The following is a 21,463-nucleotide window of genomic DNA, read 5'->3' on the forward strand; positions in this document are numbered from 1 at the left end:
TATGGATCCGATTCGTGAAAGTTTACTCAAAAAATCAAAAGCATCTAAACTTGAGATGCGCGGTAAAATAATTACTTATTTCTGTATTGGACTAATCGTCGCTATTGTCCTTGCTATCTTTTATTTCGTTGCTTCAAAAGGATTAGCAACGTTCTTTACTGATAAAGTATCAATTAAAGATTTTTTATTAGGAAAGAGTTGGAACCCTGGAACACTTGATAAAGCAGGCAAGCCAGAAGTTGGGGCTTTACCAATGATTTCTGGATCGTTCTTTGTCACTTTTTTATCAGCATTAATTGCAACACCGTTCGCTATTGGAACAGCTATTTTCATGGTTGAAATTTCACCAAATACGGGTAGCCGAATTTTACAACCGGTAACTGAATTATTAGTTGGTATTCCTTCAGTTGTTTATGGATTTATTGGTCTTTCAGTTGTGGTCCCATTTGTTCGAAGTATTTTTGGTGGAACAGGGTTTGGTATTTTATCTGGGACATTTGTGTTATTTGTTATGATTCTACCAACCGTTACGTCTATGACTGTTGATACTTTAAAATCTGTTCCACGTTATTACCGGGAAGCCTCACTGGCCTTAGGTGCAACACGTTGGCAAACAATTTATAAAGTTATTCTAAGAGCAGCAACACCAGGTATCATGACAGCGGTTGTTTTTGGTATGGCACGAGCTTTTGGTGAAGCCTTAGCCGTTCAAATGGTTATTGGTAATGCATCATTGATGCCATCAAGTTTAATTACACCATCATCAACTTTAACAAGTATTTTGACGATGGGAATTGGAAATACCGTCATGGGCTCATTAGAAAATAATGCGCTATGGTCACTTGCTTTAATTCTATTATTAATGTCATTATTCTTTAACATGGTTGTTAGAGTAATTGGTAAGAGAGGGGCGCTTAAATAATGAATCCTAAAAAAGTAGATAAAATCGCAACAAGTATTTTATATGGTATTGCCGGATTCGTCGTTCTTGTTTTAGCGGCCTTACTTGGCTATATATTGGTTAGAGGTGTGCCACATATCAGTTGGCATTTCTTAACATCACCCGCAAAATCATTTTCAAGTGGTGGAGGAGTAGGTATCCAATTATTTAATTCCTTCTATTTATTACTATTAACATTACTGATTTCTTTCCCTATTTCATTGGGAGCGGGTATTTGGTTATCAGAGTACGCTAAAAATAATTGGGTGACGACAGTTATTAGAACGTCTGTTGAAATTTTAAGTTCATTACCTTCAGTTGTTGTTGGGCTTTTTGGATTTTTGATTTTCGTTGTCCAATATAATTTTGGATTTTCAATTTTATCAGGTGCATTAGCCTTAACGTTCTTTAATTTACCATTATTAACAAGATCAATCGAAGAATCATTACGTTCTATTCCATATTTACAACGTGAGGCTGGCTTTTCGCTAGGATTATCGCGTTGGGAAACCGTTACGAGAGTTATTGTTCCAGATGCAGTACCTGGTATTTTAACGGGTGTTATATTGAGTGCCGGTCGTATCTTTGGTGAAGCTGCTGCGTTAATTTATACTGCTGGTCAAAGTGCGCCAGCACTAGATTTTACAAACTGGAATCCAGCTAATATTGCGAGTCCGTTAAATCCAATGCGTCCAGCTGAAACATTAGCTGTTCATATCTGGAAAATTAATTCTGAAGGTATTATGCCCGATGCATCAGCTGTTTCTGCAGGTGCATCAGCCGTCTTAATTATCGCAGTGCTTTTATTTAATTTCTTAGCTCGATTCGGTGGTAAGGCACTTTATCGTAAAATTACATCAAGTAAATAGATCATTAGGGGGTCAAAGAATATGGTAGAAAATAAAACTGAAAAATCTAGAATTATGACCTTCAATGAAGATAAACATGAGATAGCTTTAGAAACCAAAGATTTACATGTTCATTATGGTTCTAATGAAGCAATTCGAGATGTTAGTTTACAATTTGAACGGTTTAAAATTACAGCTTTAATTGGAGCATCTGGTTCTGGTAAATCAACTTATCTTAGATCGTTGAATCGTATGAATGATGGGATTGCTGATGTAACAGGACAAATTATGTACCGTGATTTAGATATTAATAAAGATAATGTTGATATTTATGAAATGAGAAAACATATTGGAATGGTCTTTCAACGACCTAATCCATTTTCAAAATCAATTTATGAAAATATAACGTTTGCTTTGAAACGTCATGGGATGAAAGATAAGCAGTTACTTGAAGAACGCGTTGAAAAATCACTTAAACAAGCTGCCTTATGGGATCAGGTTAAAGATGATTTGAATGTGAGTGCGTTATCACTGTCTGGTGGACAACAACAACGTTTATGTATCGCTAGAGCAATTGCTATGGAACCTGACATCTTATTGTTAGATGAACCAGCTAGTGCGTTAGATCCGATTTCAAGTCGAATTGTTGAAGAATCACTTTTAGAACTGAAAGAAAAGTACACGATTGTCATTGTGACACACAATATGCAACAGGCTTCACGTATTTCAGATTACACAGCATTTTTCCATTCAGGAAATGCGGTAGAATATGATAAAACAACAACTATTTTTACGCGACCAACAATTAAACTAACGGATGATTATGTTTCAGGAAACTTCGGTTAAGGGGGGGAGTCAAAATGACTAAAATAATTGAAACGAATGATGTTCATTTGTATTATGGTAAGAAAGAAGCCCTCAAAGGAATTAATCTTGATTTCAATGAAAAAGGGATTACCGCTTTAATCGGTCCATCTGGTTGTGGTAAATCAACATATTTAAGAACGTTAAATCGCATGAATGATTTAATTCCAGGTGTAACCATTACAGGTACAGTTAAATTAAAAAATGAAGATATTTACGGTCCTAAAATGGATACCGTAAGATTACGCAAAAATGTTGGGATGGTTTTCCAACAACCTAATCCATTTCCATTTTCAATTTACGAAAATGTCGTATATGGTTTGCGATTAGCTGGTGTTAAAGATAAAGCAATCCTTGATGAAGCTGTTGAAAAAAGCTTGAAACAGGCTGCTGTCTGGGATGATGTAAAGGATGATTTGGGTAAAAATGCGCTTGCGTTATCTGGTGGACAGCAACAACGTGTCTGTATCGCTCGAGTCTTAGCGGTTGAACCTGAGGTCATTTTACTAGATGAACCAACAAGTGCTCTGGACCCTGGTTCAAGTAGTAAAATTGAAAATATGTTGCTAGAATTGCGTGAAAAATATACTATTATAATAGTGACTCATAATTTACAACAAGCTTCTCGAATTTCAGATCGAACTGCCTTCTTTTTAGAAGGTAATTTAATTGAAGTTGCACCAACTAAAAAATTATTTACGCAGCCTGTACAAAAAGAAACGGATGACTACATTAGTGGTCGATTCGGTTAAGAAAGGGAGACAAAATAATGCGATTACTTTTTGATGAAGAACAAGAAAAGCTACACATTAGATTTAGCGAAATGGGTATGATGGTCAGTGAAGCTATTCATAAATCTGTCCGTGCTTTCATTAATCATGATAAAGAATTGGCCCATGAAGTTATTGTCGGCGATTACAAAATTAATGAACGCGAAATGAAGTTAGAAAAACAAACGTTAGAAATGATTGCATTGTATCAACCTGTTACAAGTGATTTAAGAGATATTGTGACTGTTTTAAAAGCTATTTCTGATTTAGAACGAATGGGAGATCACGCTGTAAGTATTGCGAGATCAACGATTCGTGTTAAAGGCAATCCTAGAGTAACAGAGATTGAAGATGAAATTGGAATTATGGGCGACCATGCACGTAAGATGGTTGAAGAAGTCCTTACAGCTTACATTAAAAAAGATGCTGAAAAAGCCCGTAAAGTTGCTAATTTAGATCTTGAAGTTGATGAATATTTCACGACAATATATGACCAGTGTATCCATGAAATGAAAACGAATCCCGAAACAGTTGTGGGAAGTGCTGACTATTTGATGGTTGCCACTTATCTAGAACGGATTGGCGATTATGTTACAAATGTCTGTGAATGGGTTGTTTATTTAAAAAATGGCCGAATCACTGAATTGAATCCTGGTAAATCAGAGTTAGAAAAAGAAAACGAATAAGGCACTACTCATTTAATAACTAACAATTTCACGATTGTTAGTTATTTTTAATTTAAACGTTAAAATTTAAGTAAATAACGCTCGTTAAAATTGTAAAATGAGTACAATAAGAAGTACAATAATGATAGATTATTCTGAATGGAGGAACTATAAAATGAAAACAAATAAAAAATTCACAAAATCAACTAATAAAATTATCGCGGGTGTCGCAGCTGGACTTGCCGAATATATAAATTGGAATCCAACACTCGTTAGATTTTTATTTTTAATGCTAATCTTCGCAACAAAAGGCGTATTTATACTTGTCTATATCTTGTTAGCAATTAGCTTGCCAGGGAAAAAACGTTCATTTACTAGTTCTTTTGAGCAGTTTACATCTAGTACTGGACAACGGACTAGCTCATCAAGTAAGAGTGGCCGTAAAATTATTAAAGATGTAGAAGTTACAGACGATAAATAATATTAATGATGAGGTGAAGATTCATGGGATTTTGGCAACGCGTATTAATTAATGCCATACTATTTTTGGCAATATCTGGATTTTTCCCAGATACTTTATTTGTTAAAAGTATCTGGGTTTCATTAATCGCCAGTTTTGTACTGGCTGTACTAAATATGCTAGTTAAACCGTTTTTAGTGATTTTATCACTGCCGGTAACTATTTTCAGTTTAGGATTTTTCTATCTGATTATAAATGCATTTATGTTACAAATGACGTCATTTTTTGTGGGTAATGAATTTAAATTTTCGAGCTTTTGGGCGGCATTTATCATCTCAATTGTGATGAGTATTGCTAATACAATCGTAACAAATTACTTTATTAGAAATAGACAATAGGGGGCATTAAGATGGCCAATGAAGTTTCAGTTAGAAATTTAGTAGATGCAATGGGATTAACTGTTTTAATTGGGAAAGAATACTTGGATGATAAAAAGATTACAACAAGTGATATTTCACGTCCTGGCCTAGAATTAACCGGGTATTTTAATTTTTATCCGAAAGAACGTATTCAATTGTTTGGGATGACAGAACATGCTTATGCAAATGGACTGACTCCTGAAGATAGGCAGAATGTGATGAATCAATTAGCAACAGAGCAAACACCATGTTTTGTTGTTTCAAATGATTTGGATGTGCCGCTAGAATTATTAGCTATCGTTAAAGAAAGACATATTCCAGTTCTAATTTCAAAACTAACAACGTCACGTCTATCTTCTAATATGGTTAATTATTTGGAAGCCAAATTAGCTGAACGCCAGTCAATACATGGTGTTTTAGTTGATATTTATGGGCTTGGGGTCATGATTACAGGTGATTCTGGTGTTGGTAAATCAGAAACAGCGCTTGAATTAATTAGACGTGGGCATCGTTTAATTGCAGATGACCGTGTTGATGTTTTCCAACAAGATGAGGAGACACTTGTTGGTGAAGCACCTGCAATTTTAAAACATTTACTTGAAATTCGAGGTATCGGTATTATTGATATCATGAACTTGTTTGGTGCAGGAGCTGTCCGTAATGACACTGATATTTCACTAATTATTCATCTAGAAAACTGGACTCCTGATAAACAATTTGATCGATTAGGTAATAATGATGAATTTGTCAAAATATTCAATGTGAATGTGCCAAAAATCTCTGTACCTGTTAAAACAGGACGTAATTTGGCCATTATCATTGAAGTTGCAGCAATGAACTTCCGTGCAAAAACAATGGGTTACGATGCCACTAAAGCATTTGAAGCTAATCTAAATGGCTTAATCCAAACAAATTCAAAAAAAGATTAAGGATTGGACGAGAGTAAATTGAATTATTTATTAGGTGCATTGAATCCCATCGCAGTTAAATTAGGACCTATTGAAGTTCGTTGGTATGGCGTAATAATTGCGAGTGCAGTAATTATAGCAGTTATTTTAGCCATTCTGGAAGGCAAAAAAATAGGAATAAATGAAGATACCATATATGATATGGTTCTATGGGCGTTGCCAATTTCAATTATTTCTGCGCGACTCTATTACGTTGTGTTCGAGTGGTCTTATTACTCTCAACATCTAAGTGAAGTTTATCGAATTTGGGACGGTGGTATTGCTATCTATGGTGGGTTAATAGGCGCAATTATTACAGTGATTATTTTCTGTCAGCGTCGTCATTTGTCAGCATGGTTAATGTTTGATCTAGCGGCACCACTTGTGCTACTTGCGCAATCAATCGGCCGTTGGGGTAATTTTATGAACCAAGAAGCCCATGGTGGAAAAACAACGTTAGAGGCATTACAAAATTTACATTTACCTGAATTTATTATTAACCAAATGAACATCAATGGCATCTACTATAAGCCAACATTTCTATACGAATCATTGTGGAGTTTTGTTGGATTCTTAATATTAATTGCCTTGCGACATCGAGTACATCTTTTCAAACGTGGAGAAATACTATTTGCATATCTAACTTGGTATTCATTTGGTCGTTTCTTTATCGAAGGAATGAGAACAGATAGCTTAATGTTATTTTCAACAATTCGTGTTTCTCAACTTCTCTCATTAGTGATTTTTATTGGATCAATTAGTTGGTTATTATTGAGAAGATATTGGGAACCGCAAAATCAATGGTATTTAGACGGACAATTGAAATAAAAATTTCTCATAGTTAATGCTATTAGAGGTAAAATTTGGTATGATTAGAATGAATAAATTTTGAAGGAGATTATATAATGACAAAAAAAGTAGCAGTATTAGGCGCCGGTTCTTGGGGTAGTATCCTTGCCGATATCCTAACTGAAAATGGTCATGACATCAGACTTTGGTCAAATGTTCCAGCACAAGTAGCAGAAATGAATGAGTTCCATACAAATAAGCATTACTTGGAAGATTACACTTATTCTAAAGACCTACATGCATATGAAGATTTAAAAGAAGCTTTGGATCAAGTTGACGCTATTTTATTTGTTGTTCCAACAAAAGCAAGCCGTATTGTTGCTAAACAAGTAGCAGCAATTTTAGAAGAAACAGGTAACAAACCAATTATTATTCATGCAAGTAAAGGACTAGAACAAGTCACACACAAACGTATTTCAGAAGTTATTGAAGAAGAAATTTCTGCTGACATTCGTGGTAGTGTTGTTGTCTTCTCTGGCCCAAGTCACGCTGAAGAAGTTGCTAACCGTGATTTAACAACAATTGTTTCAGCAAGTACTGATCCTGAAGCTGCAAGTTTTGTTCAAGATCTCTTTATGAATAAATTCTTAAGAATCTACACAAATAACGATGTTATCGGTGTAGAAATGGGCGCAGCTATGAAGAATATTATCGCCGTTGGTGCTGGTATGCTTCATGGTATGGGCTATGGCGATAACGCTAAAGCTGCTTTGATTACACGTGGTTTAGCTGAAATTGCTCGTTTAGGAACATCATTTGGTGCTAACCAATTAACCTTTATGGGACTTTCTGGTGTTGGTGATTTAATCGTTACAGCTACAAGTGTTCATTCACGTAACTGGCGTGCTGGAGACCAATTAGGTCAAGGCAAATCATTAGATGCTGTTGTTGCTGATATGGGTATGGTTATTGAAGGTGTTGGTACTGCTAAGGCTGCTTATGAATTAGCACAACAACAAGGAATTGATATGCCAATTACAAATGCAATTTATGACGTTTTATACAATAATAAAGAAATTAAATCAGTGATTGAAGCTTTAATCAATCGTGAAGGTAAATCTGAATTAGCAGAATAAAAGGGGATTAGACTATGCAAAAAGTTAAAAAAGCCATTATTCCGGCTGCTGGACTAGGGACTCGTTTCTTACCAGCAACTAAAGCGATGGCAAAAGAAATGCTCCCAATTGTTGATAAACCAACGATTCAATTTATTGTTGAAGAGGCGCGTCAATCGGGTATTGAAGATATTTTGATTGTTACGGGTAAAGGTAAGCGACCAATTGAAGATCATTTTGATTCGGTGCCAGAACTGGAAGCGAATTTAGCTGCAAAGCATAAAGACGAATTATTAAAATTAGTTGAAGAAACAACGGATATTAATTTGTATTTTGTCCGTCAATCTCATCCACGAGGTCTTGGAGATGCCGTTTTAATGGCTAAAGATTTTGTTGGAGATGAACCTTTTGTTGTCATGTTAGGCGATGATTTAATGGAAGATAAAGTACCATTAACGCGTCAACTCATGAATCGCTTTGATGAGACACATGCTTCAACTTTAGCGGTGATGAAAGTCCCTCATGAAGAAGTTTCAAAATATGGTGTGATTAATCCTGAATTAGAAGTTAAACCTGGATTATTCAATGTTAAAAACTTTGTTGAAAAACCTACACCTGAAGAAGCACCTAGTGACTTAGCTATTATTGGACGTTACTTATTAACACCTGAAATTTTTGGTATTTTAGAACATCAAAAACCAGGCGCTGGTAATGAAATTCAATTAACGGATGCCATTGATGCATTGAATAAAGTGCAACGTGTTTTCGCTCATGAATTTAAAGGAACTCGATACGATGTTGGCTATAAATTTGGCTACTTAAAAACAAGTATTGAGTATGGTTTGAAACATAAAGAAGTTAAAGATGAATTAAAAGAATATTTGAAGACTTTAGGCGCAAAATTAATTGCAGAAGATACAGCAAAAAATAAGTAGCCTAATTCTTACAGTAAAACAGGTTTCAAGTTCAACTTACTTGGGACCTGTTTTTGATGTTAAAGCAATTAAATAGACAAAAAAAGTAACATAGGGTATTGTTGAATTACTTACTAAAAGAAAGAAGGTTGAACTAATGACAAAAAAATATGATGTTGTTGTGATTGGTGCTGGGCCCGGTGGAATGACTGCCGCACTCTATGCATCACGTGCAAATCTATCGGTTTTAATGATTGATCGCGGGATTTATGGTGGCCAAATGAATAATACGGCTGAAGTTGAAAATTATCCTGGATTTAAATCAATCTTAGGCCCTGATTTAGCAAAAGAAATGTACGAAAGTTCGACACAATTTGGTGCAGAATATGCATATGGTAGTGTAACTGATATTACAATTGAAGGCGACACAAAACTCATCACAACAGATAGTGATGTTTTTGAAACAAAAGCTTTAATTATCGCAACTGGATCTGAATACAAAAAATTAGGTGCTGAAGGCGAAGATACCTTTAGTGGCCGAGGTGTTTCTTACTGTGCAGTCTGTGATGGTGCTTTCTTCAAAAATCGTGAAGTCATCGTTATCGGTGGTGGTGATTCAGCAATCGAAGAAGGTTCTTATTTATCAAAATTAGCTTCAAAAGTAACGGTAATTCATCGTCGTGATAAATTACGTGCTCAAAAAATATTACAGGATCGTGCCTTTGCGGATGATAAAATATCTTTTGTTTGGGATACTAATGTCACAGAGATTGTTGGTGACGATCGTAAAGTAACTGGCGTTAAAGTAACGAATAATAAGACAGGTGAAACATCTGAAATTCCTGCTAGTGGTGTCTTCATTTATGTTGGTGTTAAACCAATGACAACAGCATTCACAAAGCTTGGAATTACTGACGATTATGGTTGGATTCCAACTGACGAAAATATGCTAACAAATGTACCAGGTATTTTCGCAGTTGGTGATGTACGTAAGAAAGAATTGCGTCAAATTACAACTGCAGTCGGTGATGGTGGTATTGCTGGACAACAAGCATTTAGTTACCTTGAATCATTAAATGATGCAGAATTAAGTTAAATTATAGAATAAGCCTTTTGGGGCTTATTTTTTTATTTACTTGACTTTATGTGCATGTGAACATTATAATAATCTAATCCGCTTATGAAAAAAATTAAACATATGCGTAAATTTAAGTGAGAAGAGAGTTAGAATGACAAACAAAAAAAGAAATACAATTGGTGCTGTTTTATTAATTGCGACTTTTGCCGCTTTATTAAATCAAACATTGATGATTACAGCATTACCAAAATTAATCACCGTTTTAAATGTTAACCTTGCAACCGCACAATGGTTAACGACGGGTTATGTTTTAATGGTCGGAATTTCGACACCATTATCAGCAATTTTATATGAAAAATATTCAACAAGACAAATATTTGTCGGTATTATGGTTGTCTTTTTAATCGGAAGTATCGTTGCATCAAGTGGCGCTAATTTTTGGGCAATCTTAATTGGTCGCTTAATCCAAGCTGCTGCCGGTGGCGTATTGACTACATTTACGATGATTAGTGTCATTGCAATTAACCCAATTGAACGTCGTGGCGTTGTAATGGGACTTGCTATGCTCGTCATCTCAGCTGCTCCAGCAATTGGACCAACTTTATCAGGTATTATGATTACATTTTTACCATGGAGAGCATTATTTATTTTCATTATTCCAATCATGTTAATTTTATTAATTGTTGGGGTTTGTATTTTACCTAACTATTCAGAAAAGACAGATGTTAAAATTGATTTTAAATCGTTCTTCTTATCACTAGTTGGACTTGCTACAATTTTAATTGGTATTTCAATTATTGGAGACCAATTATTAGTTGCACTTGTCCTAATTGTGATTGGTGTTTTGGCTTTAATCTATTTTGGTCGTCGCCAATTAGCTTTAAAAGAACCATTTTTAAATATTCGAATTTTCAAAGTACGTTCATTCTCAACTATGATTGCATTAATTATGCTAGTTTTTGGTATTTTAATGGCAACGGAATTAGTTATGCCAATGTTCTTAGAAAACAATCAACATTTATCAGGAATGACTGCTGGGTTAATTATGTTACCGGGTGCTGCAATTAATGCTATTATTTCACCTATTGTTGGTAACCTTTATGATCAATACGGTTATAAAAAAATATTTATATTTGGCTTTTTGATGTTGATGATTTCAGTACTACCAATGTTATTTTTAACAATTGAATTTCCTGTTTGGTTATCAGTTGTTACTTATGCTATTCGATTAACCGGGGTTGGTGCTATTATGGCACCAGCAACAACAGAATCTTTAAAAGATTTAAATCCAATGGAAATAAATCATGCAACAACGTTAACGAATACATTAAGACAAGTTAGTGGTTCATTATTTAATACCGTTATTATTGTTATTGCTAGTATTCCAGCATCATTTGTTGTTGGATACAAATATTCAATGATCTTTATCATGGTTGTCTCAATTGTAATTGGACTAGTTGGACTAGTCTATTTCAGAAAAACAAGTAAAGCTTAAGGAGTTTTGAGATGCAAAATATGAATGGAAATTCTTTTTACGATACACATGAAGTTGAGAAATTAACAACAATTTACAACAGAATGATTCGATTAAGAATAAATGATACGTTAAAAGAGTTTGAACTTTCTGAGAGTAACTTTTTTTACGTGTTGTTAGTTTGTGAGTCACCTGGCGTTAGTCAGGATGAGCTAATCCAAAATATTTATCGGGATCACAGTGTTGTGACACGTGCTATCTCAAAATTAATTAAAGATGGTTGGCTTGAAAAAAAAATGTCGTCCGCAGATAAACGACGGACTGAACTTTATCCTACAGCAAAAGCGATTAATAATTATCAAGATATTTTTGATAGAATTACAGTCGTTAATGATGAAAGTATATCGGTGCTTAGTGAAGAAGAAATTAAGCAATTTGAGCATATTTTGGAAAAGGTAATTAAATCAGGAATTGAACGTGAACGACTTGCTGGAAGAAAGATATCAGAATTATTCTGATATCTTTTTTATTATCCTGAATAGTAAGCGCATTTATTGTATAATAGTAATATTATATGAATGGGAGTGATATTTTGACTTGGGAAGATAATTATTTAACTTGGTTAAATGAAGAAACACTAGACGCAACATTAAAAAATCAGATTGTTTCGCTTAAAAATAATCAAGAAGATTTAAAAGAATCTTTTTACCAACCAATGGAATTTGGAACTGCTGGTATGCGTGGCTTGATGGGACCTGGTATTAACCGGATGAACATCTACACGATTCGTCAAGCAACTGAAGGATTAGCTCGTTTTATGGATACGTTAGATGATGCAACTAAAATGCGCGGCGTCGCAATTAGTTATGATTCACGTTACCAATCACAAGAATTTGCGATGGAATCAGCTAAAGTTTTAGGCGCACATGGTATTCCAAGCTTTGTTTTTGAAAGTTTACGTCCAACACCAGAATTATCGTTTGTAGTCCGACATTTAGCTACTTACGCCGGAATTATGATAACGGCTAGCCATAATCCTAAACAATATAATGGCTATAAAATTTATGGTGAAGATGGTGGTCAAATGCCACCTAAAGAATCAGATATGATTACTGGTTTTGTTCGCGAAGCTGATGATTTATTTGCCATTAAAGTAGGGGATGAAGCAGCATTAAAAGCTGATAAAACACTCCAAATTATTGGTGAAGAAGTTGACGCTGCGTATCTTGCTGAAGTTAAAAAAGTGACAATTAACCAAAAATTAGTTGATGAAGTTGGTGCTTCAATGAAGCTTGTTTTCACACCACTTCATGGAACAGGTAAAATGTTGGGCGAACGTGCTTTGAAACAAGCTGGATTTGAACAATTTAAGATTGTGCCTGAACAAGCTGAAGGTGATCCTGAATTTCCAACAATCAAGTTACCTAACCCAGAAGACGCACCAGCATTTGATTTAGCTATCAAATGGGGTCGCCGTGAACATGCTGATTTATTAATCGCTGTTGATCCAGATGCTGATCGTATGGGTGTCGCTGTACGTCAAACTGATGGTGAATATAAATTATTAACAGGTAATCAAATTGCTGCTCTAATGTTCAATTATATTTTAACTGCTAGCGAAGAAGCAGGAACTTTACCTGCTAATGCCGTTGGCGTTAAATCAATTGTATCAAGTGAACTTGCAACTAAGATTGCTGAAGCACATCATGCTAAAATGATTAATGTCTTAACAGGATTCAAATTTATTGCCGAACAAATTCAAAACTATGAAGAAACAAATGAACATACCTTTATGTTTGGTTTTGAAGAAAGTTATGGTTACTTAATTCGTCCTTTCGTTCGTGATAAAGATGCTATCCAAGCATTAGTAATGTTGTCTGAAGTAGCTGCTTACTACAAACAATTTGATAAAACTTTATCAGATGGATTAGATGATTTATTTAAAGAATATGGTTATTACGCTGAAAATACTAAAGCATTAACGTTTGAAGGTATTGAAGGTGTTCAAAAAATCAAAGATTTAATGACAATCTTCCGTGATGACGCACCTAAAGATTTTGCTGGCTATAAAGTCGCTAAATTAGAAGATTTCACGACAGGTATGGCGCAATTAGCTGATGGATCATCTGAAGAAATCGGATTACCAACTGCAAATGCGTTGAAATATATCTTAGAAGATGGTTCTTGGATTGCAATTCGTCCTTCAGGAACTGAACCAAAAATTAAATTCTACGTGGGAACTCAAGCTGAAACTGATGAAAAGGCTCAAGCTAAGTGTCTTGCATTTGAAGAAGCAATTATGGCAATCGTCAACGCCTAGCTAAAAAAGTAGTGCTAAATGTAAATTTAGCACTACTTTTTTGATTTTAAAGGAAGTATAAAATTTCTGAATAGTAAAATAGTATCTGCATATGAGCGCATTAGTTTGAGATTTTTGTTATTTTTCTTTTTAAAGAGGTGATAAAGGCAGGCAATTCCAAGGAAGTAGCTGGAAGCGATTAGGGCCGATAGGGGTAGACCGCTAAAAACAGCTGGTGGAACAATCATTGCAAGCAATGGAAAAGCATATGCGGCTGGAATTTTAACTTTTAAAAGATGGAGTACACCAAAAACAAGAGGTAGCGTAATCAACGCGACAACGACATTGGAATCAATCACCGTGCAAGCGAGAACGCCAATCAAAGCTGAAAGTGTCAAAGCAGCAATTTGTTTGAGCGCCATTTCAGCTGAATACATCGGTTTTTGTAGCGTTTCGAAAAAAACGACAAAAACTGGTGGAATAGCAGCCATCAAAGGCTTTCCAGCAAGTGTCACGATGGCAACCCAGATAAGCGAAGAAACAAGGAATAAAAGCATAGCTCGATAGTTAAGCTTGGTTTTTTTAGCGTAGTTTTGATCGAGTTTACGGCCTTTAACAACAATCATCTCGATGAAAGCGAAAACGACGATGGCAATGATGAATGAATATTTGGACGCATTAACGATGATTGGCAAGAGACCTGTAGCCAATGAAGGCGCCAGTGCTGAACGGGTTACCACTAATAGAAAGACCATGATGGCGATCATTAGGCAGATTTTAATTGTGTAAGAAATCTCAAGTAAATTGATACCAAAACCGATAATAGCGGTGACAGAAGGCAACAAAAAAAGATTAAACGAACGATCTAACCAATTGGCTTCGTGATAAATCCACAGTCCAACTGTTAACGCGGCGATTTCAGGTAAAATAATTTCTGAATCGTGTAAAAGTGACGCGGCTTGTACCATGATTAAAATCAAGATAAAACCGGTTAAGTATTCAACGATTTTGTTGGCTAAAAACTTCAAAAAAATGTCCTCCTTAAATATAAAGCATGAAAACAAGCATAACATAAAAAAGTATGGTAAAGTTGCGCGACGTGTTTCAAATGATGTATCAAGCGTTTGCAATGTGAATCAGTTTATTTTTTTGTTAAAAGTTGATGATACTTGAATTAACTTTTCCATATGTGGTAAGATTGTAAAAATTTATATAAAAAATGAGAGGGAGCTGTTAATTATGGGAATGCATCAATACCTACAAAGTTTAAGTAATTTAGAAACGTTAAAACGAGCACCAGGATATTTTAAATATGAAGATCATTCGGTAGCGGAACATTCATTCAAAGTAACAGAAGCTGCTCAATTTTTAGGTGATGTTGAAGAAAATGCAGGAAATACGATTGATTGGCGCATGTTGTATGAAAAAGCGTTGAATCATGATTATACAGAACGATTCATTGGTGATATTAAAACACCCGTTAAATATGCAACAACAACGCTAAGAGAAATGTTAGCAAATGTTGAGGAATCATTATCTGAGAATTTTATTGTGAACGAAATTCCAGAAGAATTCCAAGATGCCTATCGTCGTAGATTATCAGAAGGTAAGGATGATACTTTAGAAGGTAAAATCTTGTCTGTAGCTGATAAATTAGATTTATTATATGAATCATTTGGCGAAATTCAAAAGGGTAATCCTGAATCAGTTTATACTGAAATTTATCAAGAAAGCTTAAAAACGATTCTTGAATTTTCAGATTTAGCGAGCGTTCAGTATATCCTACAAGAAATTCTTCCAGAATTATTAACGGAAGATTTCACGGATAAAGATAAAATTAAAAAAATAACCTTGGATATTATTAAGAAATAGAGTACACATAGGTTAAGGATTGCGTTGTATGCTAGAATAATGCATACAAGGTAGTCCTTTTTTGCTTAAAGAATAGGGAGAAATTAATGAAAACGGCAATTGTAACAGATAGTGCGTCATATATTGATCCAAAAGTAGCCAAAGATAAAAATATTATTGTGGTACCAATTACGGTTATTTTTGGGCAACAGACTTATTTAGAAGATGTGGAGATCTCTGCTTCAGAATTTTATCAAAGAATGAAAGACACGGATAAGTTACCCACAACGTCACAAGTTACAATGGGACAAATGCAAAGTGTCTTCGATAAATTAATTGAAGAGGGATTTGATGAAGTAATTTCAATTCATCTATCAACAGGTATCACAAGTTTTGTGGATAATTTACGTGCTTATTCAAAAACTGTGGAAGGAATTACGGTATATCCGATTGATTCTAAAGCAGCAAGTTCAGCAGAAGCCTTTCTTGTATTAAAAGCTGCTCAATTAGTGGCTCAAGGTGAGCATGCAGGCACGATTGTACCCAAAATAGAAGCAATGCGTGAAACGGTGGGTATTTTCTTTGTTGTGGATAACTTGAGCCATTTACTTAGAACGGGCCGTATGACGAATGGGGCTGCGTTTGTGGGTAACCTATTACAAATCAAACCAATTCTGACATTTAATCATGAAGGTCAAATTATCCCTTTAACTAAGGAACGAACAAAGAAGCGTGCTTTTCAACGAGTAATGGCAGATTTTTCTGACGCGATTAAATCAGTTGATTATCCAATTCGAGTAAGCATCGTTGATGCGAATAATCCTGAAGAGAGTACAAAATGGGTCTCATTTATTAAAACCAACTATCCTAATATTCCAGTTGAGGTTAGTCATATTGGGCCTGTTATTGGCGTCCATACTGGAGAAAAAACAATGGGTCTTATTTGGGGCCGTGATTATTTAGTTGATTAAGTTATTCTGAAAAAATAAGTGAGATAACGTGCGAAAGTATGTTCGGTATGCTAATATAATTAGTAGAGAATAATCATTTTTAAATGAGCCTGGGTAGGTTATTCCAGGCTTTTTTTAATTTCTAAAAATGATTGAATTGGAGGGGTTAACTTGATTGATAGACATGATGATGGCGTTTTTGACTTAGTTTCAAAGTACGAACCAACTGGAGACCAACCGAATGCGATTAAAACTTTAGTTGATGGATTAAATGATGGTAAAAAAGAACAAGTATTACTGGGTGCAACGGGAACGGGTAAGACGTTTACCATTTCAAATGTGATTAAAGAAGTTAATCGTCCCACATTAGTCCTTGCGCATAATAAAACATTGGCTGGACAATTATATGGTGAATTAAAAGAATTCTTCCCGAATAATGCGGTGGAATATTTTGTGAGTTATTATGATTACTACCAACCAGAAGCTTACGTTCCTTCAAGTGATACGTATATTGAAAAAGATTCTAGTATTAACGATGAAATTGATAAATTACGACATTCTGCAACAAGTTCATTGCTAGAACGTAATGATGTGATTGTTGTTGCATCTGTTTCAAGTATCTTTGGATTAGGTGATCCAACAGAATATCGTGATCATGTTATTTCATTACGTACTGGAATGACAATGGAACGTGATGATTTACTTAGAAAATTAGTCGATATACAATTCGAACGAAATGATATTGATTTTCAACGTGGTCGGTTTAGAGTTCATGGAGATATTGTGGAAATTTTCCCAGCATCTCGTGATCAAAAAGCTGTTCGTATTGAATTTTTTGGCGATGAAATTGATCGTATTCGTGAAGTTGATTCATTAACAGGTGAAGTTATGGGTGAACTTGAGCACATGGCTATTTTCCCCGCAACGCATTTCATGACGAATGATGATGTGATGGATCATGCCATTGAAGGTATTGAAGTTGAACTGGCTGATCGATTAAAAGAATTAAAAAATGAAGATAAATTATTAGAGGCCCAACGTATAGATCAACGAACTACTTATGATTTGGAAATGTTACGTGAAATGGGATATACATCCGGAATTGAAAACTATTCCCGCCACATGGATGGACGTAAACCAGGCGAACCGCCTTATACATTAATTGATTTCTTTCCCAAAGATTTCTTAATTGTAGTTGATGAATCTCATGTAACCATGCCTCAAATACGAGGGATGTATAATGGTGATCGCGCTCGTAAACAAATGTTAGTTGATTATGGATTCCGTTTACCTAGTGCGCTAGATAACCGACCATTAACGATTGCTGAATTTGAAGGGCACGTTAACCAAGTCATTTATATGTCTGCAACACCAGGACCTTACGAAATGGAACGGACGTCAGATGTTGTTCAACAAATTATTCGACCAACCGGATTACTAGATCCGATTATTGAAGTTCGTCCAATTATGGGCCAAATTGATGATTTAGTTGGTGAAATTAATTTACGTATTGAACGCAATGAACGTGTCTTTGTCACAACATTAACCAAGAAAATGTCAGAAGATTTAACTGATTATTTGAAAGAGTTGGGGATGAAGGTTGCGTACTTGCATAGTGATATTAAAACGATGGAACGAACAAAAATTATTCGCGATTTACGTTTAGGCACATATGATGTTTTAATTGGAATTAACTTATTACGTGAAGGTATTGATGTTCCTGAAGTGTCATTAGTGACAATTTTAGATGCCGATAAAGAAGGTTTCTTACGTAGTGAACGTTCTTTAGTGCAAACAATTGGTCGTGCAGCTCGTAACGAAAACGGACGAGTGATTATGTACGCTGATAAAGTGACGGATTCAATGAAGGGCGCGATTGAAGAAACGCAACGCCGCCGCGATGTTCAAATGGCATACAATGAGGAACATCATATTACGCCAACTACGATTAAAAAAGCCATTCGTGAGTTAATTACGCCAACAAAAATTGAAGATAATTCAGGAACTGTTAAAACCTTTACCGAAACTGAATTTTTGGATATGGATAAAAAGGAACAACAAGATATGGTTGATCGCCTAGAAGGACAAATGAAAGAAGCAGCTAAGAAATTAGATTTCGAAACAGCTGCATCATTGCGTGATACGGTATTGGAATTAAAAACACAAATGTTATAAATAGGGGGATATTTCTTGAAAAATGATAAAATTGTGATCCATGGTGCGCGTGCGCATAATTTAAAAAATGTGGATGTCACTATCCCAAGAGATAAATTAGTTGTGATTACGGGACTTTCAGGATCAGGGAAAAGCTCATTAGCTTTTGATACACTGTATGCTGAAGGACAACGTCGCTATGTTGAAAGTTTATCAGCATATGCACGTCAATTTTTAGGGCAGATGGATAAGCCAGATGTTGACTCGATTGATGGGTTATCACCTGCTATTTCGATTGACCAAAAAACAACCTCAAAAAACCCACGATCAACAGTTGGGACAGTAACTGAAATTAATGATTATTTAAGATTATTATGGGCTAGAGTCGGACATCCAATTTGTCCAAATGATGGTCATGAAATCACGAGTCAATCCGTTGAACAGATGGTTGACCGTGTTTTAGAGTTAAAAGAGCGTACAAAACTTCAAATTTTATCACCAATTATTCGTAACAAAAAAGGACAACATAAAAAGATATTTGAAACGATCAAACGAGAAGGATTTGTCCGCGTTCGAGTTGATGGCGAGCTGCATGATATTGATGAAGAGTTTGATCTTGAAAAAAAGGTTAAACACTCAATTGACATTGTGATTGATCGAATTGTTGTCAAAGAGGGCATTCGTTCACGTTTATTTGATTCATTTGAAGCAGCCTTACGCCTATCTTCTGGTTACGCTACTGCAGATATTCTTGATGGTGATACAGATGGTGCAACAATTCAATTTTCTGAACATTATGCATGTCCTATTTGTGGATTTACAGTGGGAGAATTAGAACCACGTTTGTTTTCATTTAATGCACCATTTGGCGCTTGTGAAACTTGTGATGGTTTAGGAATGAAGTTAGAAGTCGATGAAGATTTAGTTGTTCCAGACCCAACTAAAACATTAGCAGAAGGGGCAATTGAGCCATGGAATCCTATTAGCTCGCAATATTATCCATCAATGTTAGCTCAAGCTGCAGAAGCTTTTGGAATTCCAATGGATGTGCCGTTTGAAAAGTTAACAGATGAACAACGTGATATTGTTTTGAATGGCGCTGGGACACGTGAATTTCATTTCCATTACGCTAATGATTTTGGTGGCGTTCGTGATGTAGATGCACTATTTGAAGGGGTTATTACAAATATTAGTCGTCGTCATACGGAGACTAATAGTGACTTTACGCGTGAACAAATGCGTAAATATATGACCAGCTTAACGTGTCAAACATGTCACGGTTACCGTTTGAATCGTAAGGCATTAGCTGTTCAAATTAATGGTCAACATATTGGTAAAATTTCCGCACTTTCAATTGGTGACGGCTTACCTTTCTTTGATAACGTTAACTTGTCAGAAAAAGAATCAATTATTGCTGAACCTATTTTGAAAGAAATTCGTGACCGCTTAACATTCTTACAAAATGTTGGCTTAAATTATCTGACATTATCACGTTCTGCAGGAACACTTTCAGGTGGAGAAGCACAACGAATTCGACTAGCCACGCAAATTGGCTCTAATTTATCGGGTGTTTTATACATTTTAGATGAACCTTCAATTGGGTTGCATCAACGAGATAATGATCGCTTAATTGAATCACTTAAGAAAATGCGTGATTTGGGTAATACTTTAATTGTGGTTGAACATGATGAAGATACCATGATGGCTGCTGATTATTTAATTGATGTTGGTCCTGGTGCTGGTGAATTAGGTGGTGAAATTGTTGCTGCTGGAACACCCACACAAGTTAAAAAGAGTCGCAAATCATTAACTGGACAATATTTATCAGGAAAGAAATTTATATCATTACCTGATGAACGACGTGCTGGTAATGGTAAGAAGATTCGAATTACCGGCGCAAAAGAGAATAACTTAAAAAATGTGACGGTTGATTTTCCTTTAGGTAAATTCATTTCAGTTACAGGGGTCTCTGGTTCCGGTAAATCAACTTTAGTGAATGGTATTTTGAAAAAGGTATTATCACAAAAGTTAAATCGAAATTCTGAAAAACCAGGTAAATATAAATCTGTTTCTGGTGTTCAAAATATTGAAAGTGTTATTAATATTGATCAAAGTCCAATTGGTCGAACACCGAGAAGTAATCCCGCAACTTATACAGGCGTCTTCGATAATATTCGTGATTTATTTGCGGAAACTAACGAAGCTAAATTACGTGGTTATAAAAAAGGTCGTTTTAGTTTTAATGTCAAAGGTGGACGTTGCGAAGCCTGTAAAGGTGACGGGATTATTAAAATTGAAATGAATTTCCTACCAGATGTCTATGTGCCATGTGAAATTTGTCACGGGGCACGTTATAACTCTGAAACACTTGAAGTGACTTACAAAGGTAAGACAATCTCTGATATTTTAGATTTAAAAGTTGGCGAAGCTTTGAAATTCTTCGAACCAATTCCTAAAATCAGACGTAAACTGCAGACAATTGTTGATGTCGGCTTGGGTTACGTTTCATTAGGACAATCGGCAACGACTTTATCAGGTGGCGAAGCACAACGGATGAAGTTAGCTTCTGAATTACATCGCCAATCAAATGGTAAGAGTTTTTATATTCTTGATGAGCCAACAACTGGTTTGCATACTGATGATATTAAACGCCTACTTAGCGTTTTAAATCGTTTGGTTGATGCCGGTAACACAGTCTTGGTTATTGAACATAACTTAGATGTGATCAAAACATCTGACTATTTAATTGATTTAGGTCCAGAAGGTGGCGAAGGTGGCGGAACGATTCTTGCGACTGGAACACCAGAAGAAATTGCTGAAGTGCCTGAAAGTTATACGGGACACTATTTAAAACCAATCTTAGAACGTGATCGTGCAAGAATGAATAAATAAATTAAGAAGTCAGATGAAAATCTGGCTTTTTTTT

The 21,463-nt window shown here is 35.3% G+C and carries 20 protein-coding genes; 19 read left to right on the forward strand and 1 reads right to left on the reverse strand.

The annotated features are described in order from the left end of the window. Position 1: 1 nt before the first annotated feature. The 15 genes from pstC to ACE83Q_RS00455 all read left to right on the forward strand — a co-directional run bounded on the left by pstC (position 2) and on the right by ACE83Q_RS00455 (position 13,603). Positions 2–922, forward strand: coding sequence for a phosphate ABC transporter permease subunit PstC (gene pstC / locus ACE83Q_RS00385; protein WP_409022169.1), 921 nt, complete (start codon positions 2–4; stop codon positions 920–922). Continuing rightward, positions 922–1,809 carry a phosphate ABC transporter permease PstA gene (pstA, locus tag ACE83Q_RS00390; protein ID WP_409022170.1) on the forward strand — a complete coding sequence of 296 codons (888 nt, stop codon included), beginning with the start codon at positions 922–924 and terminating at the stop codon, positions 1,807–1,809. The genes pstC and pstA overlap by 1 nt, the downstream gene beginning before the upstream one ends. A gap of 21 nt (positions 1,810–1,830) precedes the next feature. Continuing rightward, positions 1,831–2,634 carry a phosphate ABC transporter ATP-binding protein PstB gene (pstB, locus tag ACE83Q_RS00395; RefSeq protein WP_409022171.1) on the forward strand — a complete coding sequence of 268 codons (804 nt, stop codon included), beginning with the start codon at positions 1,831–1,833 and terminating at the stop codon, positions 2,632–2,634. A 14-nt stretch (positions 2,635–2,648) separates the two neighbouring features. Beyond that, positions 2,649–3,404, forward strand: coding sequence for a phosphate ABC transporter ATP-binding protein PstB (gene pstB / locus ACE83Q_RS00400; RefSeq protein ID WP_409022172.1), 756 nt, complete (start codon positions 2,649–2,651; stop codon positions 3,402–3,404). Positions 3,405–3,421: 17 nt separating this feature from the next. Further along, the gene (gene phoU / locus ACE83Q_RS00405; RefSeq protein WP_409022173.1) at positions 3,422–4,108 is read left to right on the forward strand and encodes a phosphate signaling complex protein PhoU; all 687 of its coding nucleotides are present in this window, start codon (positions 3,422–3,424) and stop codon (positions 4,106–4,108) included. A 154-nt stretch (positions 4,109–4,262) separates the two neighbouring features. Continuing rightward, positions 4,263–4,568 carry a PspC domain-containing protein gene (locus ACE83Q_RS00410; protein ID WP_409022174.1) on the forward strand — a complete coding sequence of 102 codons (306 nt, stop codon included), beginning with the start codon at positions 4,263–4,265 and terminating at the stop codon, positions 4,566–4,568. Positions 4,569–4,591: 23 nt separating this feature from the next. Next, positions 4,592–4,945, forward strand: a complete 354-nt coding sequence (locus tag ACE83Q_RS00415; protein WP_409022175.1) for a phage holin family protein — start codon at positions 4,592–4,594, stop codon at positions 4,943–4,945. Positions 4,946–4,956: 11 nt separating this feature from the next. Beyond that, complete coding sequence (gene hprK / locus ACE83Q_RS00420) at positions 4,957–5,895, forward strand: HPr(Ser) kinase/phosphatase (RefSeq protein ID WP_409022176.1); 939 nt, start codon at positions 4,957–4,959, stop codon at positions 5,893–5,895. Between the two features lie 18 nt (positions 5,896–5,913). Then, positions 5,914–6,741 carry a prolipoprotein diacylglyceryl transferase gene (gene lgt, locus ACE83Q_RS00425; protein ID WP_409022177.1) on the forward strand — a complete coding sequence of 276 codons (828 nt, stop codon included), beginning with the start codon at positions 5,914–5,916 and terminating at the stop codon, positions 6,739–6,741. Between the two features lie 77 nt (positions 6,742–6,818). Continuing rightward, positions 6,819–7,838 carry an NAD(P)H-dependent glycerol-3-phosphate dehydrogenase gene (locus ACE83Q_RS00430; RefSeq protein WP_409022178.1) on the forward strand — a complete coding sequence of 340 codons (1,020 nt, stop codon included), beginning with the start codon at positions 6,819–6,821 and terminating at the stop codon, positions 7,836–7,838. 14 nt (positions 7,839–7,852) lie between these two features. Continuing rightward, entirely contained in the window at positions 7,853–8,752 is a 900-nt protein-coding gene (gene galU, locus ACE83Q_RS00435) for a UTP--glucose-1-phosphate uridylyltransferase GalU (protein WP_409022179.1), read from the forward strand. A 136-nt stretch (positions 8,753–8,888) separates the two neighbouring features. Beyond that, entirely contained in the window at positions 8,889–9,827 is a 939-nt protein-coding gene (gene trxB / locus ACE83Q_RS00440; protein WP_409022180.1) for a thioredoxin-disulfide reductase, read from the forward strand. A 133-nt stretch (positions 9,828–9,960) separates the two neighbouring features. Further along, entirely contained in the window at positions 9,961–11,304 is a 1,344-nt protein-coding gene (locus ACE83Q_RS00445) for a DHA2 family efflux MFS transporter permease subunit (RefSeq protein WP_409022181.1), read from the forward strand. Between the two features lie 11 nt (positions 11,305–11,315). Continuing rightward, positions 11,316–11,801, forward strand: a complete 486-nt coding sequence (locus ACE83Q_RS00450) for a MarR family winged helix-turn-helix transcriptional regulator (protein ID WP_409022182.1) — start codon at positions 11,316–11,318, stop codon at positions 11,799–11,801. A gap of 74 nt (positions 11,802–11,875) precedes the next feature. Next, positions 11,876–13,603 (forward strand): phospho-sugar mutase, encoded by a 1,728-nt coding sequence (locus ACE83Q_RS00455; RefSeq protein WP_409022183.1) that lies wholly within the window; start codon positions 11,876–11,878, stop codon positions 13,601–13,603. A gap of 32 nt (positions 13,604–13,635) precedes the next feature. Here ACE83Q_RS00455 and ACE83Q_RS00460 read toward each other — a convergent pair whose 3' ends face one another. Beyond that, a complete protein-coding gene (locus ACE83Q_RS00460; RefSeq protein WP_409022184.1) occupies positions 13,636–14,610 on the reverse strand; it encodes a hypothetical protein in 975 nt (324 codons plus the stop codon). Between the two features lie 211 nt (positions 14,611–14,821). Here ACE83Q_RS00460 and ACE83Q_RS00465 point away from each other — a divergent pair, with 211 nt between their 5' ends. The 4 genes from ACE83Q_RS00465 to uvrA all read left to right on the forward strand — a co-directional run bounded on the left by ACE83Q_RS00465 (position 14,822) and on the right by uvrA (position 21,429). Next, complete coding sequence (locus ACE83Q_RS00465) at positions 14,822–15,454, forward strand: YfbR-like 5'-deoxynucleotidase (RefSeq protein WP_409022185.1); 633 nt, start codon at positions 14,822–14,824, stop codon at positions 15,452–15,454. An 86-nt stretch (positions 15,455–15,540) separates the two neighbouring features. After that, a complete protein-coding gene (locus tag ACE83Q_RS00470) occupies positions 15,541–16,404 on the forward strand; it encodes a DegV family protein (protein WP_409022186.1) in 864 nt (287 codons plus the stop codon). A gap of 150 nt (positions 16,405–16,554) precedes the next feature. Beyond that, a complete protein-coding gene (gene uvrB, locus ACE83Q_RS00475; protein ID WP_409022187.1) occupies positions 16,555–18,558 on the forward strand; it encodes an excinuclease ABC subunit UvrB in 2,004 nt (667 codons plus the stop codon). Positions 18,559–18,573: 15 nt separating this feature from the next. After that, entirely contained in the window at positions 18,574–21,429 is a 2,856-nt protein-coding gene (gene uvrA, locus ACE83Q_RS00480; protein ID WP_409022188.1) for an excinuclease ABC subunit UvrA, read from the forward strand. Positions 21,430–21,463: the final 34 nt, after the last annotated feature.

This window comes from Dellaglioa kimchii, assembly GCF_046115505.1.
Lineage (GTDB): Bacteria > Bacillota > Bacilli > Lactobacillales > Lactobacillaceae > Dellaglioa > Dellaglioa kimchii.